The 15,729-nt window shown below is 63.2% G+C and carries 18 protein-coding genes; 10 read left to right on the top strand and 8 right to left on the bottom strand.

Going from position 1 to position 15,729, the window contains the following annotated elements:
- Positions 1-33: 33 nt before the first annotated feature.
- From BLW50_RS06930 to BLW50_RS06920, 3 genes are all read left to right on the top strand, one after another.
- On the top strand, positions 34-888 hold the full coding sequence (locus BLW50_RS06930) for an amidohydrolase family protein (RefSeq protein WP_090699427.1): 855 nt from the start codon (positions 34-36) through the stop codon (positions 886-888).
- A 66-nt stretch (positions 889-954) separates the two neighbouring features.
- Complete coding sequence (locus BLW50_RS06925) at positions 955-1,941, top strand: Bug family tripartite tricarboxylate transporter substrate binding protein (protein WP_090699424.1); 987 nt, start codon at positions 955-957, stop codon at positions 1,939-1,941.
- Between the two features lie 136 nt (positions 1,942-2,077).
- Positions 2,078-3,016: an alpha/beta hydrolase gene (locus BLW50_RS06920; RefSeq protein WP_244544155.1), complete on the top strand. Its 939-nt coding sequence runs from the start codon at positions 2,078-2,080 to the stop codon at positions 3,014-3,016.
- 5 nt (positions 3,017-3,021) lie between these two features.
- Here the strand turns inward: BLW50_RS06920 and BLW50_RS06915 are convergent, their stop codons facing one another.
- Positions 3,022-3,786 (bottom strand): SDR family oxidoreductase, encoded by a 765-nt coding sequence (locus tag BLW50_RS06915; protein WP_090699420.1) that lies wholly within the window; start codon positions 3,784-3,786, stop codon positions 3,022-3,024.
- Between the two features lie 48 nt (positions 3,787-3,834).
- Between BLW50_RS06915 and BLW50_RS06910 the strand changes: the two genes are divergently transcribed.
- Both BLW50_RS06910 and BLW50_RS06905 read left to right on the top strand, forming a co-directional pair.
- Complete coding sequence (locus BLW50_RS06910) at positions 3,835-4,218, top strand: hypothetical protein (RefSeq protein ID WP_090699417.1); 384 nt, start codon at positions 3,835-3,837, stop codon at positions 4,216-4,218.
- A 42-nt stretch (positions 4,219-4,260) separates the two neighbouring features.
- Complete coding sequence (locus tag BLW50_RS06905; RefSeq protein ID WP_090708805.1) at positions 4,261-4,614, top strand: nuclear transport factor 2 family protein; 354 nt, start codon at positions 4,261-4,263, stop codon at positions 4,612-4,614.
- 7 nt (positions 4,615-4,621) lie between these two features.
- Here BLW50_RS06905 and BLW50_RS06900 read toward each other — a convergent pair whose 3' ends face one another.
- Entirely contained in the window at positions 4,622-5,407 is a 786-nt protein-coding gene (locus tag BLW50_RS06900; protein WP_244544154.1) for an AraC family transcriptional regulator, read from the bottom strand.
- 99 nt (positions 5,408-5,506) lie between these two features.
- On the opposite strand from BLW50_RS06900, the gene BLW50_RS06895 reads away from it, so the two are divergent.
- Positions 5,507-6,433: a DMT family transporter gene (locus BLW50_RS06895; protein ID WP_090699414.1), complete on the top strand. Its 927-nt coding sequence runs from the start codon at positions 5,507-5,509 to the stop codon at positions 6,431-6,433.
- Between the two features lie 32 nt (positions 6,434-6,465).
- Here BLW50_RS06895 and BLW50_RS06890 read toward each other — a convergent pair whose 3' ends face one another.
- Both BLW50_RS06890 and BLW50_RS06885 read right to left on the bottom strand, forming a co-directional pair.
- Positions 6,466-8,301 (bottom strand): CocE/NonD family hydrolase, encoded by a 1,836-nt coding sequence (locus tag BLW50_RS06890; RefSeq protein ID WP_090699411.1) that lies wholly within the window; start codon positions 8,299-8,301, stop codon positions 6,466-6,468.
- Between the two features lie 109 nt (positions 8,302-8,410).
- Positions 8,411-9,280 (bottom strand): MBL fold metallo-hydrolase, encoded by an 870-nt coding sequence (locus BLW50_RS06885; RefSeq protein ID WP_090699407.1) that lies wholly within the window; start codon positions 9,278-9,280, stop codon positions 8,411-8,413.
- Between the two features lie 221 nt (positions 9,281-9,501).
- On the opposite strand from BLW50_RS06885, the gene arr reads away from it, so the two are divergent.
- On the top strand, positions 9,502-9,912 hold the full coding sequence (gene arr / locus BLW50_RS06880; RefSeq protein WP_090699404.1) for an NAD(+)--rifampin ADP-ribosyltransferase: 411 nt from the start codon (positions 9,502-9,504) through the stop codon (positions 9,910-9,912).
- 22 nt (positions 9,913-9,934) lie between these two features.
- Here the strand turns inward: arr and BLW50_RS06875 are convergent, their stop codons facing one another.
- Complete coding sequence (locus BLW50_RS06875) at positions 9,935-10,831, bottom strand: alpha/beta hydrolase family protein (RefSeq protein WP_244544153.1); 897 nt, start codon at positions 10,829-10,831, stop codon at positions 9,935-9,937.
- An 89-nt stretch (positions 10,832-10,920) separates the two neighbouring features.
- Between BLW50_RS06875 and BLW50_RS06870 the strand changes: the two genes are divergently transcribed.
- A complete protein-coding gene (locus tag BLW50_RS06870) occupies positions 10,921-11,562 on the top strand; it encodes a TetR/AcrR family transcriptional regulator (protein ID WP_090699397.1) in 642 nt (213 codons plus the stop codon).
- A 46-nt stretch (positions 11,563-11,608) separates the two neighbouring features.
- Here BLW50_RS06870 and BLW50_RS06865 read toward each other — a convergent pair whose 3' ends face one another.
- Complete coding sequence (locus BLW50_RS06865; RefSeq protein ID WP_090699395.1) at positions 11,609-11,944, bottom strand: GIY-YIG nuclease family protein; 336 nt, start codon at positions 11,942-11,944, stop codon at positions 11,609-11,611.
- Between the two features lie 91 nt (positions 11,945-12,035).
- On the opposite strand from BLW50_RS06865, the gene BLW50_RS06860 reads away from it, so the two are divergent.
- Positions 12,036-12,635: a DUF2239 family protein gene (locus BLW50_RS06860; RefSeq protein ID WP_090699393.1), complete on the top strand. Its 600-nt coding sequence runs from the start codon at positions 12,036-12,038 to the stop codon at positions 12,633-12,635.
- A gap of 7 nt (positions 12,636-12,642) precedes the next feature.
- Here the strand turns inward: BLW50_RS06860 and BLW50_RS06855 are convergent, their stop codons facing one another.
- The gene (locus tag BLW50_RS06855; protein ID WP_090699390.1) at positions 12,643-13,887 is read right to left on the bottom strand and encodes an MFS transporter; all 1,245 of its coding nucleotides are present in this window, start codon (positions 13,885-13,887) and stop codon (positions 12,643-12,645) included.
- Between the two features lie 105 nt (positions 13,888-13,992).
- On the opposite strand from BLW50_RS06855, the gene BLW50_RS06850 reads away from it, so the two are divergent.
- Positions 13,993-14,901, top strand: a complete 909-nt coding sequence (locus tag BLW50_RS06850) for a LysR family transcriptional regulator (protein WP_090699387.1) — start codon at positions 13,993-13,995, stop codon at positions 14,899-14,901.
- Between the two features lie 115 nt (positions 14,902-15,016).
- On the opposite strand, the gene BLW50_RS06845 is transcribed toward BLW50_RS06850, so the two are convergent.
- The gene (locus BLW50_RS06845) at positions 15,017-15,697 is read right to left on the bottom strand and encodes an isochorismatase family protein (RefSeq protein ID WP_090699383.1); all 681 of its coding nucleotides are present in this window, start codon (positions 15,695-15,697) and stop codon (positions 15,017-15,019) included.
- Positions 15,698-15,729: the final 32 nt, after the last annotated feature.

The following is a 15,729-nucleotide window of genomic DNA, read 5'->3' as shown; positions in this document are numbered from 1 at the left end:
CGCAACAGACCGTCGAGGATTTAAGGATACGCAATGGCCATCGAAATCGTTGATATTCACCCTCATGTCATTTCGGCCCACGAAGTGCGTTATCCGCGCTCGCCGCTGGGTGGTGTCCTGTCGGATTGGGCACGCGACCGGCCGGTGACGCCAGATCAAATGGTCGCGGCGATGGATGCGGCCGGTGTCAGCCGCTCGGCCCTGGTGCAGGCTTCGACCTGCTACGGCTATGACAATTCGCTCGTCGCGGATGCCGTGGCCGCTTATCCAAAGCGTTTCGCCGGTGTCTTCTCCGTCGATGTGTTGAGCGCGGACGCGCCAGAGAAAATCCGCCATTGGGTCGGCAAGGGCCTGTCTGGCCTGCGTCTGTTCACCACTGGCAGCACCATGCGCGAGCAGGCCGGCTGGCTCGACGATGCCAAGACCTTCCCGGCCTGGGAATGCGCGCAGGAGCTGGGCATTCCGGTTTGCGTGCAGATGCAGCTCAAGGCCGTCGATCAGCTGCATACGTTGTTGGAGCGTTTCCCCAGGGCGACTGTGATCCTCGATCATCTGGCCTCGCCCGACGCGCGCGACGGAGCGCCTTACGCGGCGGCGCAGCCGTTGTTCGATCTGGCACGTTATCCGAACCTGACGCTGAAACTGACCATCCGCAACGTCCGGATGATCGCGGAAGGCGGTGGCGCGTTCCAGCCGTATTTCCAGAAGGTGGTCGACACCTTCGGCGCCTCGCGCATCGCCTGGGGCTCGAACTTTCCGACCTCCGACGCGTCGCTGTCGCGCATCGTCGACGAAAGCCTCGCGGCCATGTCCTTCCTGTCGGTTGACGATCAGGAGTGGATCTTCCGCCGCACGGCGGAGCGACTGTACCCGTCTTTGGCCCGCTGAGCGGAGGGGCTCGGCAGCAAAGACGAGACTCTACAAAAGGCAAGAATCTACAAATGGGAGGACGATATGAGGAGTGGGTCGTTACCGACTAGAGTTGGATTGCCGCTGCGCGTGCTCGGCGGCCTCTTCGCGCTTTGCGCCAGTGTGCAGATCGCCACGGCGCAAAGCGATTTTTACAAGATCATCGTACCTTTCGCGCCGGGCGGAGGCCAAGATGTGCTGGCGCGCGTGATCGCACCGGAACTGAGCACGCTTCTGGGCGAGACCGTCATCGTTGAAAACCGCGCCGGGGCCGGTGGCGGTGTTGGCAGTTCCGTCGTTGCCAGGTCAGCACCGGACGGCAGGACGATGGTGATGGCCGCGTCCAGCCATTCGATCGGTCCGGCGATCGATCGCAAGACGGCCTACGATCCGATCAAGGATTTCACGCCGCTAGCCCATGTCGGCACCGGCGCCTACCTGCTTCTCATTAATGCGGCCGTGCCGGCGAAATCGGTGGCCGAACTGATCGCCTATGCCAAGGCCAATCCGGGCAAGCTCAATTACGCTTCGGCGGGTGTCGGCAGCGCTACCCATCTGGCCTCGGCCTATTTCACCAATCGCGCCGAGATCAATGTGGTGCATGTGCCCTACAAGAGCACGGCGGAAGCATTGAACAGCACCGTCGTCGGTGACACGCAAATTCTGATCGTACCGACCCTGGGCTCGCAAGGATTCATCGAGAATCCAAGCCTCAAAGTTCTCGCCGTCGTCTCGAAAAAGCGCGTCCCGTCGCTGCCGAATATTCCGACGGTAAGCGAGAGCGGTCTGCCCGATTTTGAGTTCACCTCCTGGTTCGGCCTACTCGGGCCAGCCAACATTCCAGCCGACGTGCGCGACAAGCTCAACGGCATGCTGAACAAGGTGATCAACATGCCCGGCGTCGCCGAGAAGATTGAAATCCAGGGCATTGAACCCAGGACGATGAATTCGTCGGAATTCTCGCAATTGCTCAGCGACAATTACGAGACCATCAAACGGATCGTGAAGGCCGCCGGGATCGGCGCGACCTGAGCTGATAAGTTAACCGAGCTCCTCGAGCGTCCCTCGAGAGCGACTTGCCCGGTACCGCTCTGGCGGTACCGGGTCTTTTTATTTAAAGTCAACGAGATCGAGTTCCATTCACGTTCAACGGGCAAACGAGGTGATTTTGAAATCGCTGCTTGCCGTCATTCAGGTTCTGGTCATGAACTTCTACGCATCGCACGCCTCGGCCTGGAGCGAGCGCGAACTCACCAATGACAATTTGCACGGCACGCTAACGGTGCCGGACGGCGAAAATTCCGTGCCAGCGGTTCTGATCCTGGCCGGATCGGGGCCTGTCGATCGTGACGGCAATCTGCCAGGTGTGCGCAACGACAGCCTCAAAATGCTGGCGCACGGCCTGGCCGACCAAGGTATCGCCTCGCTGCGGGTCGATAAGCGCGGCATCGCCGCCAGCGCGGTGTCAGGTTTGCGCGAAAACGATCTGCGCTTCGACACTTATGTCACCGACGCGGTGGGATGGGCTGAACTTTTGGGCAAACAGAGCAGGGTGGCGCGCGTCGTTTTGGCCGGCCACAGCGAGGGCGCGCTGATCGCGACGATCGCCGCGCAACGCACGCCGGTCTCCGGCCTTATCCTCATGGCTGGTGTCGGTGAGCCGATCGCCAACACCATCGACCGGCAATTGGCGGCCGCCAAGGTTCCAGACGAGCTGCAACAAGCCTCGCGACGGATCATCGAACAGTTGCAGCAGGGCAAGTCGGTGGCCGATGTCCCGGCTGCCCTGATGGCGATCTACCGGCCGAGCGTGCAGAACTACATGATGTCCTGGCTGACGCTCGATCCGGTCGCGGAATTGCGCAAGGTGCGCGGTCCAGTCCTGATCATCCAGGGCACTACCGATTTCCAGGTGACCGTGGACGATGCCAAACACCTGTCCGAGGCGCGGCCTGACGCAAAATTGCTGATCATCGATGGCATGAACCACATCCTCAAAACCGCGCCGTCCGACCGCACGGCTAATATCGCGACCTATAAGGATCCGAACCTGGCTCTGTCGGCGCCGCTCGTGCCGGCGATCGCGACCTTCGTGAAGGGGCTTTAAGCCTCTTACGTGCGGGTGATGGAAACGCCACCATCCGCCAGTAGCGCCGTGCCGGTGATGAAACTCGACGCATCCGAGGCAAGGAACAGGGCTGCTTGCGCGATCTCCCGTGGCTCGGCCAATCGCTTGAGCGCATGCAAGCCTTCGACGAAGGCCCGCATCTCCGGCGTGTTGGAAACGGCGCGGCCCATCGGTGTATCCGTGCCGCCGGGCAGGAGGGCATTGGCCCTGATGCCTTTCGCACCAAATTCGGCGGCAATCACTTGCGTCAGTCCAACAAGGCCAGCTTTGCTCGCCGCATAGGCGCCCATGCCCGGAAAGCCAACCGTGTGGCCAACGAAGGTGGATGTAAAGATGAGCGAACCGCCGCCGCGTGCCAGCATGGCGGGAATCTGATGCCGGGCCGCGAAGAAGGCGCTGGTGAGATTGGTGTCGAGCGTCTCGCGCCAGGTCTCGATAGAAAGCTCGGGCACGGGCGCAGCGATGCCAGAGGTTCCCGCATTGTTGAACGCGATATCCAGGCCGCCGAAGCGATCGATCGCGGTCTCAACTAGCGTTCGCGCGTGAGCATCGTCGCTAACATCGCCCGCCACCGCCACGGCGCGTCCACCTGCGGCGCTGATCTGTGCAATCACTTCGTCGAGAACAGTCTGCCGTCGCCCGGAGACTACAAGGGCTGCGCCTTCGCGCGCGAACAGTTCCGCCGCCGCCCGCCCGATGCCTGAACTGGCACCGGTGACAATCGCGATTTTGTTGTTCAGAGTCGTCATGAAAGAACCTTTCCGATATGAGGCGGCTCTTGTGACGGAGAAGAATGCGTGGGGCGACCCGATTCCGATGATGGATCCAGCAATACGTCAGCCACCTCGCCGCGCCACAGGCTGAAGTGGCTCGGCTGGACCGTGCTGGTGTTGGGTCTACCGCTGGCGCTGATGGGTGCCGTCATGCCGCCGAACGAATACCAGGCTGCGCTCGGCATCGATGCGCTCGATTGCGACGGCCCGTTCAATGTCTATCTGTTCGCCGTGCCGGCGCTTCTCATTTATGGGGTCAGTCTCGTCATCAATGGCTTGGCGTGGCGCAAGCGGGCGAACCTGCTGCTCGAGCTCGTTTGTGCCGTTCTGTGCGCTCTCGTGATCGTGAATTTGACCGGCGCAATTGTCCTGGACCGCGCACAAGAAGCGGCTTGCAGGTTGAAATAGAGTGGAAGGCTTGTTGATGCGAAACTTCATGGGAGGGCGATGATGACGCCTCGTCAAGTGGTCGAAACATGGGTCGAGCGTTTCAACGCGGCCGATGCCAAAGGCCTTGCTGAACTTTATCACGACGACGCGGTCAATCATCAGGTGACGCAGGAGCCCATCATCGGCGCCGTGGCTATTCAGGCGATGTTCGAACGGGAATTTGCTTCAGCCGACATGGTCTGCCTGGTTGAGGCGATCCATGAGGCCGGCGATGTGGCGGCGCTGGAATGGCGCGATCCGCTCGGCCTGCGCGGCTGCGGCTTCTTCACCGTGCGCGACGGCAAGGTTGCCTTTCAGCGCGGCTATTGGGACAAGCTGTCCTTCCTTAAGCTGCATGGCCTGCCGGTCGAATAAGGCGAGGCTAGCGATAAAACACGCTCGGCGGCAGGCCGAAATGTTTGCGAAACATCGCGGTGAAAGCGCTCTGGCTGGCATAGCCGCTCTCGATAGCCACATCGATGATGCGCTCGCCGCGCGCCAGCCGTTCGAGCGCGTGCAGAAGCCGCGCCTGCTGACGCCATTGGCCGAAGGTGAGGCCGGTCTCTTTGGCGAACAAGCGATGAATGGTCTTCGCCGTCACGCCGAAGCCTTCGGCCCAGTCCTGCGCCGTCGCCGCCGCGTCGGGGTGCGCCACCAATGCCATGCAGAGACGCCGCACGCGCAGGTCGCGCGGCATCGGCAGATGCAGTGGCAACACAGGCTCCTGACGCAGTTCATCGAGCAGGAGCCGCATCAAGCGTGCGTCGCGGCTGTCGGGCGCATAGTCCGCAGGCACGCTCATGGCGGCGACGATCAGCTCGCGTAGCAGCGGCGACACGGCAAGAACACAGCTTTCCGCAGGCAGGCCGGGCACAGTGCGATCGTCGATGAACAGGGTGCGGATTTTTACGTCGCCGGCCATGCGCACGTCGTGATCGAGGTCGGCCACCAGCCAGACGGCGCGGTTGGGCGGCACAACCCAAGTGCCGACCATCGAGCGCACGATCATCACGCCAGCGATGGCATAGAGCAACTGGCCGCGCGGATGGGCGTGCAGGCCGGTGGAGGTGCCATTGGGATAGTCGATCTCCATCGCCACCATCGGCCGCGCCGTGGCGTGAAAGTCGAGATGGCGGCTGGTGAGGTCGTCGAGGTCTGCAGGCTCCAAAGTCGAAATGTCCCATTCTCGCTAGTTAGGGTCATTCTAGCGTGAGACGGACTTTCCCGGAAGGACTAAACGGCAGGCACCTCCAATCCGGATCGTGTCATGCAAACCCCAAATCAAGCCTCGAAAGCGGCCTTTCTCTATCCTTTTATCGCCGTCGCCCTGTGGGCCGGCAATGTCATCGTCTCGCGCCTCTCCGCCCATGCCATCGGCCCGCAGGCGATCACCTTCTATCGTCTGGTGGTGGCGGTCGGCCTGTTGAGCCTGTTCGTCGCGCGCCCGGCCTGGCGCAATCGCGCGGCGATCTGGCCCCACATCGGCCAGTTCATCATCTTGGGCTTCCTCGCCATGTGCCTGTTCCAGAGCCTGTCCTATCTGGCGGCGGAAACGACTACGGCGACCAATATGGCGGTGTTCACGGCGCTGACGCCGCTGCTCACCGTCGCCATCGGTGCGTCAATGCTCGGCGAAACGCCGACCTGGGGCATGATCGGCGGCGGTGTGCTGTCCTTCGTCGGCCTGGTCTATCTTGTCAGCGGCGGCGATCCCGCCGCGATCCTGCGCGACGGCGTGCATCCAGGCGATGCGCTGATGCTGGTCGCCGCCGTCGTCTATGCGCTTTACGGCGTGCTGCTGAAGCGCTGGAATCTGCCGATCCCCGGCTGGCAATCGACCTATATGCAGGCGCTCTCAACCATGGTGGTGATGTTTCCCGCTTTCCTGGCGACACCCGCGCCTCTGCGCCAGCTCAATGCCGACACCGTGCCGCTCATCCTCTATGCCGGCGCCCTGGCGTCGGTGGTGCTGCCGTTTCTGTGGATCAAAGGCGTGCAGCAGATCGGTCCAAGCCGCTGCGCCATCTTCCTCAACCTGCTGCCGGTGATGACGGCGGCCGCGGCCATCGTCATGCTCGGCGAGCCGGTGCGTGCCTTCCACGTTATCGGCGGCGGCCTGGCGCTCGCCGGCGTCGTCTGCGCGCAGCTCTGGCGGCAGCCGATCGCGCGACGGCAAGCGGTGGCGGCGGGATAATCGGGGAGGGCCGCTATATGCGGCCCTTCCTCTTACTGGATCGGCGTCGCCATCACCGGCAGCACGATGCGCGAGGGATGCGCCGCATCGTGCAGGATGGTCTGATCGGCGATCTTCACCGCCGTGGTCGTGCCATGCTTCGCCCCGGTGTTGGGATTGGCATCGTAGTGCGGGAAGTTCGAGCTTGAGATTTCGAGCCCGATGCGATGGCCGGCGCGAAACAGATTGGCCGTCGGCCACAGGTCGATCTTGTATTCATAGACCTTGCCCGGCGTGATCGGGATGCGCCGCTCCAAGGTCTCGCGCGAACTGGCGCGGATGATGCCATTGCTGAGATTGTAAGCCTTGCCGTCGGGATGGATGTCGACGAGTTTTGCTGTGAAATCCGTGTCGCGCGCCGAGGAGGCGGCATAGAGCACGACCTGCACCGGCCCTGTCACTTCCATATTCGCGGCCAGCGGTTGCGTCTGGTAGACGAGCACGTCGGCGCGGCCTTCGATCTTGGTCTGGTCGAAAGGACCGACCGGCGCCGCATCGTTGGTGCAGCAGGAATGACCGCCGGCGCTTGGCACCGGATTGGCCGGATCGTAGCGATAACGGTCGGGTGCCTGCACGTCATCGGGCTTGTCGGTGCCAAGCGTGCCGTTGCCGAAGCGCGTGTTCGCTTGGCCCCGGCTCGACAGGTAATAGGGCGTGAAGCGCGTGCCTTCGACAGGCCAGCTATCGGCCTCGCGCCACTGATTGGCGCCCATCACGAACAGGCGAACCGGCTTCTGGCTGTCGACGCCATTGGCTTTGCCCTTCAGCCAGTAATCGAACCAGGCAAGATGCAACTGGTCGATCGGATTGGTCGCCTCTGGTCCAAAATCGATCTCGCCGACCTTACGCAGCCACGGCAAGTGGATCCACGGCCCGATCACCAGCCGCTGGCCCTTGCGGGCTGCTTCGGTGCTGGCTTTTTCACGCATGCCGGTGAAATTCTCGACGCCGCCGCGCATGAACACGTCGTACCAGCCGGCGAAATTGAGCGCTGGCACGGCGATATTCTGGTAGCGCGTCCGGATGCTCCATTGCTTCCAATAGGCATCCCAGGTGTCGTGGGTCACCCAGTCGCGATAATAGGGCGCGACGCGCCCTCCGTTGCGGCCGGGCAAATAATCGATCAGCGGCTTGTACCGATAGAGCGCCGGCAGGTCGGAGACCCCTTTCTGAATGCTGTCGAGCAGCCCCTGGTCGCCGAACCGGCGCATGGCTGACGCGGCGATCGAGGTCACCGGCCAGGATTTCTTGAACGCAAGTGAGAAGGCGCCGCCTTCATAGGACCAGCCGTCGTAATAATCGGATGCTGTATGGGCCGGCGCGATCGCCACCAGATGCGGCGGTTTCTCGGCGGCGGCCAGCCATTGCGTGGCGCCGACATAGGAGAAACCATACATGCCGACCTTGCCATTCGAGCCCGGCAGTTTGGCGGCCCATTCCACCGTGTCGTAGCCGTCCTTGCCTTCGTGGCGGAACGGATAGAACTCGCCGCCGGAGGTGAATTGTCCGCGCACATCTTGGATCACGACGATGTAGCACTGAGCGGCGTAATCAGCCGGCTTGGCGTAGACCACCGATTGCGCGTCCGACTTATTGTAGGGCAGGCGCATCAGCAGCACCGGATAGTCGCCAGGTTCTTGCGGCCGGTAGACATCGGCTAAAAGCACTGTGCCGTCGCGCATGGTGGCGGCGACGTCGGCTTCCTTCTTGACGGTACAGGCGCCCTTTTCGAGCGCGCCCGCCGCGGGCGTCGCCCAGGCAAAAAGCGCAAGCGCCGGCCAGACCGACAGGCCAAAAGACTTTGCGACGAGATGACTCATCCGTGTCATGGCGATCCCTCCCAGGCTTCAGCACAACGATAGTGGGAAGAAACGGGAAGGGTGCCTACCCAAACCTTCGTATGACTTCGATGGAGGCGGGAACCAGGAAGCGTTAGCCCTAGGTTTTGGGCTCAGGCGAGCGATAACGCCTGAGCATGTCGACCAGAGCCGCGTGCAGCGCATCCGCCGTGTCGTGCACTTTCCCGCCATGGCCGGGCAGCACGCGGTCAAAAGGATAAGCCGTGAGGCGCGCCAGCGAGCGCAACTGCGTCGGCCAGTCGTACCAACAGACCCGGCGGAAGGCGACGAGGTGCTTGTCGTCATGGCTCCAGGCCAAGGAGTCGCCAGTAAAAAGGACCGAGCCCGCCAGGAAGACCACGCTGCCGCGCGTATGGCCGGGCACGGGAACGGCAAGGATGTCGTCGGCGACGGTGACGGGCTCGGTGCCTTCGATTAGATCGCTGGCAAAGAGCGCGCCGTCGCGATCGTCGGCATGAATCCAGACCCGCGCGGAAAAGTGTTTGGCGTAACGGGCGCTGTCGCCGACATCGTCTTTGTGGGTGAGCAGCACATCGCTCAGCCCACCGTTCGCTTCCAGCCATTCGACGAGCTGGCGCGTCCAACGCGGCCCGTCGATCATCACATTGCCGTTCGGACGACGCAGCAGATAGCTGTGGGCGCCCCAGGAGGCGCGGGCGTTGTAGCCGAGCCGATAGAGATCCGGCCCCAGTTCCTGAGGGAACAGTCCTTCCGGCATTTTCAGGCCCTCGGGCGCGCGCACCGCGCTGACCGGGCAGAGCAGGGCCGCACGCCAGGCGTCGGCGGTCTCGGCGGCGCTTTCCGGCTGGCGATGGAAGAAGTACCGATCCTTGCCCTCGGCGACCAGATTGGGAAAGGCCGTCTGCGCCGCGCCGCACTGAATACAGTGCTCGTCGATACGCCAGAGGTGAGTGTCGGCCTGAGTGGTGCGAGTGGTGGTTGTGCCCATGCGCTCCTCCGATCCTTTTAATCTAGGCGCGCGTAGGAAGAAAATAAGGGCGCGGCGAGAGGTTCTTGCTGAGCGGATTGTTCAGGGGAGGAAGGCGGCATTCGGGCCGGGAAAATCAACCGGCATTTGCCACTATTATTATCTAGCTCACCCGGGGGATTGCGGCAAGCCCCCGGTCCCGGTCTATGAGCCTTGCCCCCGTACACAGGGAGCAACCTTCGATGACATCCAACGATCAAATTCTGCAGCAATTTTATCACGGCACCCGCGCCGATCTGAAAACGGGAGACCTGATCGCGGCCGGCTACAACTCCAATTTCGGAGCGCAAAAGCCAGCGTCCTGGGTCTATCTCACCGGCACCTTGGAGGCGGCCATCTGGGGCGCCGAACTAGCAGCCGGCGACGGCCGAGAAAGGATTTACATCGTCGAGCCGACTGGCCCGATCGTCGATGATCCCAATCTGACGGATAAGAAATTTCCCGGCAATCCGACGCAGTCCTACCGCTCGCGCGAGCCGTTGCAGGTCACCGGCGAGGTCACAGAGTGGCAAGGCCACTCTCCCGAACGGCTGAAGAAAATGAAGGAGGGGATTGAACGCTTGCGGGCGCAAGGCATCGAGGCGATCGACTGACCGTTCGTGCGCGAGGTGTGACCTAGGCCCGATCAGCCCACGGGTTGATGCCGTCGCGCAGCCAGAGCAGGCTCGCTGGCCAAAAGCTGTCGGCGAAGCGGGCGTGGAACAGGCCGAAATGGCCGATCGCCTCGACGCGAATATCGCCGGGCGACAGCACCACCTGCTGTCGCCCGGCGCCGCTATAGTATGCCAGCGTCCGTTGGATCGCGGCCACCGTGCCCAGTTCATCGTCGGTGACCGCGATGGCAAGGATCGGCGCGCGGAAGGCGGCGAAACGGGCGAGCACGTCGGCGCGCGTTTCCGCCGGATAGCTCCATTCCGTCCGCCGCCGTTTAAAACTCCATTCGTTCGCGACACCAGCCGGCAGGTCTTCCAACCAGCCGAGCCGCTTGCCGGGGAAGTAGCCGACGAGGGCTGTAAGAACGGGCATGGCCACATGCCATTTCAGAAACAGGTGCAGCCGCTGCGCCCGCGCATAGTCGGGCCAATAGGCATATTGGGCACCGACGGTCAGTAAGCGATCGACCAGCGGTCCGCTTTCGGCGAGGCCAGGTAGGAAGCCGCCGACGCTATGACCGACGACGAGGAGGGGGCCGGCCCGACGTTTCTCGGCGGCCAAGCGGATCGCCGCATCGAAGTCGAGCTGCCCCCAATCGCGCCAGCGATAGCCGCAGCCGCGCAGCCTATCCGGTCGCGAGGCGCCGATGCCGCGATAGTCATAGGTCAGAACGTCATAGCCATGCCCGGCCAGGAAGCTGGCGTAGGGATGGTAGTAGCGCGCCAGCACCCCGGTCGCCGGGTTGATGACGACGAAGCCCTGCGGCTCGCCAATCGCCGGCCAAAAATGGCCACCCAGCTGGACGCCATCGCGGCAGGTCATCCTGATCCGTTCCGAGGGCTGAAGGGGCGGGGCCATCATTTTCTCCGACATTGACGCGCCGACAATGCCACCCTTTGGACAGCCCTTGGCGATTGAAGTATACTCACTAGACGGTATACATAATTATGGCGATAAGTCAGAGCTCTACCCGTGGAAAGATCATCGCGGCGGCGGAAAAGCTGTTCTACGCGGAGGGGATCGGGCGCGTCAGCGTCGACGCGGTAGCCGAGAAAGCCGGCGTCACCAAGCGCACGCTCTATTACCACTTCACCAGCAAGGACGAGCTGATCGAGGCCTATCTGACGGCGCGCGACCAGCCCAATCTGGTCCTGTTCCAGCGCTGGTTCGAGGCGGCTGATGGGAGCCTGGCCGATAAGACCAAGGCGATCTTTCTGCACCTGGCGCATGCGGCCCGGCATCCACGTTGGCAGGGCTGCGGCTTCCTGCGCACCTCGGTCGAGCTTGTCGCCATGCCCGGTCATCCGGCGCTGAAGATTGGCGCCGCCCATAAAAAGAAGTTCGAGGCCTGGATGGCCGCCACCTTCGCCACCGCCGGGATCGGCCCGGCTGAGCCGCTCGCCCAGCAGGTGCTGCTGCTTCTCGACGGCGCCTTCGCCGTGACGCTGCTGCAGCGCGACCCCGCCTATATGGAGGCCGCCGGCGACGCGGCGCGCAGCCTGGTCGGCATGGCGCTACGTCAGATTCGAGCTAGGCGCGTGCCGGAAGAAAGCGCGCAGCTCAAGCTCGAATTTGACGAAAATGAATAGAGTTGAGGCTGGATCTTTCAGTTCTACATAAACTTTAATTTGATACTCAAACCTTCTCAGCTACCAGCTTTTTCTGCCAAAAATCCTGGCGTTCCTTCAGCAGGCTGTCACGGATGTAGGGATCGCTTTCCTCGGCAAGCCGCTCAAGCTCCTCGATCGCGAACGCCTCCATGCCATGGGCATCCCAGGCGGCCTGCAGGCTGCGGTGCGGGGTAACACTCTGGCGCAGGGTGAACCACAGGCGGTTCTGCACGGTTGATAGATCGGGCGCGCGGCCGATCCAGCGTTGGCCCGTCGGCCGGCACAGCACCGCGTAAATGCCGGCGACAGCCTTGCGCTCCTTATAGGCGGCCACCGCCGCCTTTCTGTCGGCGCCTTTCATCTCTCTTATCCTCATCTCGTTTGTTTGAGAGGCGTCAATTATCATCCGGGTAATATTGACTCAAGCCTTTTTATCCGGGTAATGAACGGCCATGACCAACCCGACCTCAACTCCCCCTTCTTGCACCGCCTTCGACGGCCATGCCCTGCTGGCCCGTGGCGCCTTGATCGATGTGGCGCTCGCCGTCAAAGGTGCGCTCACCGAGCGACCGGACGCGGCCGTCCTCGTTTTCGACGATACGACAGGCCGGGTGGTTGACCTCGATCTGCGGGGCAGCGCGACCGAGATCGCGGCCCGGCTTGCCGCTCCCGCGCAGATAGACCCGCCCGAGGTAGCGGCCGATGCCCCGCGCGGCCGTGGCCGTGGCCGACCGAAACTCGGCGTCGTCGCCCGCGAGGTCACCTTGCTGCCGCGCCATTGGGATTGGCTGGCGCTGCAGCCGGGCGGGGCCTCCCAGGCGCTGCGCCGGCTTGTCGACGACGCCCGCAAAACCGACGGCGGCCGCAGCCAGACGCGCGCCGCGCAAGAGGCGGCCTATCGCTTCATGTCGGCAATGGCCGGCAACCTGCCGGGTTTCGAGGAGGCCTCTCGCGCGCTGTTCGCCATCGATCGTGAGCGCTTCGCCGAACACGCGAGCCCGTGGCCGGCGGATGTCCGCACCTATGTGGAAGAGCTGGCCTGGGGTAGGTGAGGCCGGTTCAGGCCGAGCCATCCTCCAGCCAGTCGAACACGAGCGCCATACCGCCAACGGCAGCACCGGCGACGCAGACCGCCGTCCATCCGCCCCAGTTCCAGGCAACGCCGGCCAGGGCCGAGCCGATGGCGCCGCCGACAAAGAACAGCCCGACGAAGAGGCCATTGATGCGTCCGCGCGCCTCCGCCTGCAGCATGTTGATGGCGCGCCGCCCGAGCGTCTGATCGCCGGTCACCCCGATATCGAGCAGAACCGCGCTCGCGCCCATCAGCACCAGCGGCAGCCAAGACATCGCCCGCGACAATCCCGCCGCATCCGCCCCGGCCCAAGCCGCGAGAGCGAAAGCGCCGATCATGACGAGATGGGACATGATCGTCACCGGCCGTGTCCGGCCCTGATCGCCGAGGTGTCCGACCCAGGGCGTCACCGCGGCGCCGACGGCACCAATGAGCGCGAACAGCGCAATGCCACGCAGGCCAAGACCGAACGGCGCTTGCGACAGCCGCAGCGCCACCGCTGTCCAGAACAGGCTGAAGGCAGCCATGGCGAGGCTCGCTGTCAGCGCGCGTTGGCGCAACACCGGCTCGGCGCGCAAAAGATGCCAAAGCGAGGCGATAAGGGCAGGATAGCTCAATCGCGAAGACGCCGGCTGTCGGCGGGGCAGGCGCAGGGCGAGGACGAGGGTGAGCATCGCCATGGCCGCCGCGCTCACCCCATAGAAGGCCCGCCACCCCCACGCATCGGCGAGAACGCTGGCCAGCGGACGCGACAGAAGGATGCCGACCATCAGCCCGCTCATCACATCGCCGATGACCCGGCCACGGCGCTCTGGCGGCGCCATGGAGGCGGCGATCGGGACCATGATCTGAATGGCGGAACAGGCGGCGCCGAGAACGAAGAGGATGATGAGCAGCGCGGTCGCCGTCGGCGCCCAGATCACCGCAGCCGCCGCCAGTGTCGCGCAGCCGAGCATGCGCACAATCAGCGCCCGGTTCTCCAGGAGATCGGCGAGCGGAACGAGGAAGAAGAGCCCGGCCGCATAGCCGAGCAGCGTCGTCATCGCGATCAGGCCGCTACCGGCGAGATCGAGCCCCATGGCAGGGCCGATCAACCCAACCAGCGTCTGCGGCGCGAACAGATTGGTGACGATCACGCCCACGCTGGCGGCAAAGAACAGCGTCAGCGGACCGGTGATCGTTTCGGCACGGGCTGGCGCGGACTCGAGGGCAGGGATTTCACTGGAAGACATGGTGTTTCGCTCGCATAACGAAGTCGCATATAGAGCGAAGACTTTATTTGGATCACGCAATATGATACAATTCAATATTATATATAATGATTATGCGTGATCAGCATGAATATCCCAGATCTCGAAGCCTTCATCGCCGTGGTCGAAACCGGCTCCATTGTCGGTGCCTCCGCCCGGCTGAACCTGACCCAGCCTGGCGTGACGCGCCGGATCCAAAACCTCGAAATCCAGCTCGACACCGTGCTGCTCGACCGACAGTCGAAACCGCTGAAGCCAACTGCCGCTGGGCGCGAGGCCTACGAGCACGGCCGAAAGGTGTTGAGCTCGCTGGAAGACCTAAAAGCCGGCGTTTCGCCCGATGGCGATATCAAAGGCGAGTTTCGTCTCGGCATCATGCCCTATCTGTCGGACGCGGCGCTGGCGCTGCCGCTCGATCGGCTGCGCAGCGAATTTCCGCAGCTGACGCTGCGCATCGTCTCGGGCTGGTCGCCACGCCTGGTGGAGCAGGTCTCGCGCAATGAACTCGATGCGGTGGCGCTTTGTCTTGCCGATGGCATGCGTCCGCCAGACGATCTGGCGAGCGAGGAGCTGGGAACGCAGGCTGTCTTGTTGGTGGCCGCAGCCGAGATCGGCGTGCCCAATCCGGCGAGCCTGTCGGAGCTATCGCGCTTTCCCTGGGTGATGAATGAAAGCGGCTGCGGCTTTCGCGGCTTCATCCGGCATAAGTTCGAGGCGAGCCGATTGCCGTTTCAGGTCGGCGTCGAGGCGCTGAGCGCCGATCTCCGCCTGTCGTTGGTGGCGCGCGGCCATGGCATCGGCATCGTAACGCCGGCTGCCTTCGCCGGCAGCCCCTGGCGCGACAAGATCGAGGTCATCGATTCCCCCGAATTCAATCCCCGCGTCAGGTCATGGCTGCTGCATCGCACGCCGGCCGGACGGCTCGCCCGGCCGATCGCCGTCTTTCGCGAGGCGCTGCTGGAGAGTTTGAAGCTGCCGGTGCCGCTTCTGGCGTGACGGGCGAGACCTCACTCGCCAGCTTGGGGAGATGTTGGCCGCGCGCGTGGGAGCGCGGCAAGGCATCCGCTTCGGACATAAGCCCTAAGATGGATGCCTTGCCGCATCGCTCCGTCTAGCTGCGCACGGAATCGAGCTGCTCGTGATCGTTCACGACCTGCTGCGCCTTAACGTAGCTTTCGATCAGCAGCTGATAGGCCGGGAAAATCTTGGTGTAGACTTCAGCCCATTGCTGAGCATCGTCGCGATTCCAGGTCTTTTGCACTTCAGATGCCACAGCCGCTGTATCCATCGGCACGACGCCAGCCTGTACGATACGCGCCAGCGTGATCTCCTCGGCCATTTTCGAATAGGTGCCCGAGGCATCGACAACAGCAAAGACCTGATAGCCATCCTGCACGGCGCTGATCGAGGGGAAGGCCATGCAGACGCTGGTGATCGTGCCCGCGATGATGAGCTGTTTGCGACCGGTGGCTTTGACCGCCGCGACGAAGTCCGGATTGTCCCAGGCATTGATCTCGCCTCTGCGCGCGACATATTTCGCATGCGGCGCATTGGCGTGGATTTCTGGAATCAACGGCCCGTTCGGCCCCTGCGGCACCGATGCGGTGGTGATGACGGGGATGTTGGCGAGCGTGGCGATCTTGGCCAATGCCGCCGCGCGCGCGCGAAGCTCCGGCATCGGCATGTCGCCAACGGTCTGAAACAGGCCGCTCTGGTGATCGATCAACAGCAGGACAGCGTTATTGGGGTCGATGGTCGGCTTCTGGCCGTTGAAATTGGCTGGAATGCTCATGACAATGCTCCTTGATGGCGAGGCGGCGCTTT

It is taken from the genome of Beijerinckia sp. 28-YEA-48 (assembly GCF_900104955.1).
Lineage (GTDB): Bacteria > Pseudomonadota > Alphaproteobacteria > Rhizobiales > Beijerinckiaceae > Terripilifer.
The sequence above is the reverse complement of the archived record's forward strand: the minus strand, read 5'-3'. Positions and strand labels throughout refer to the sequence as shown.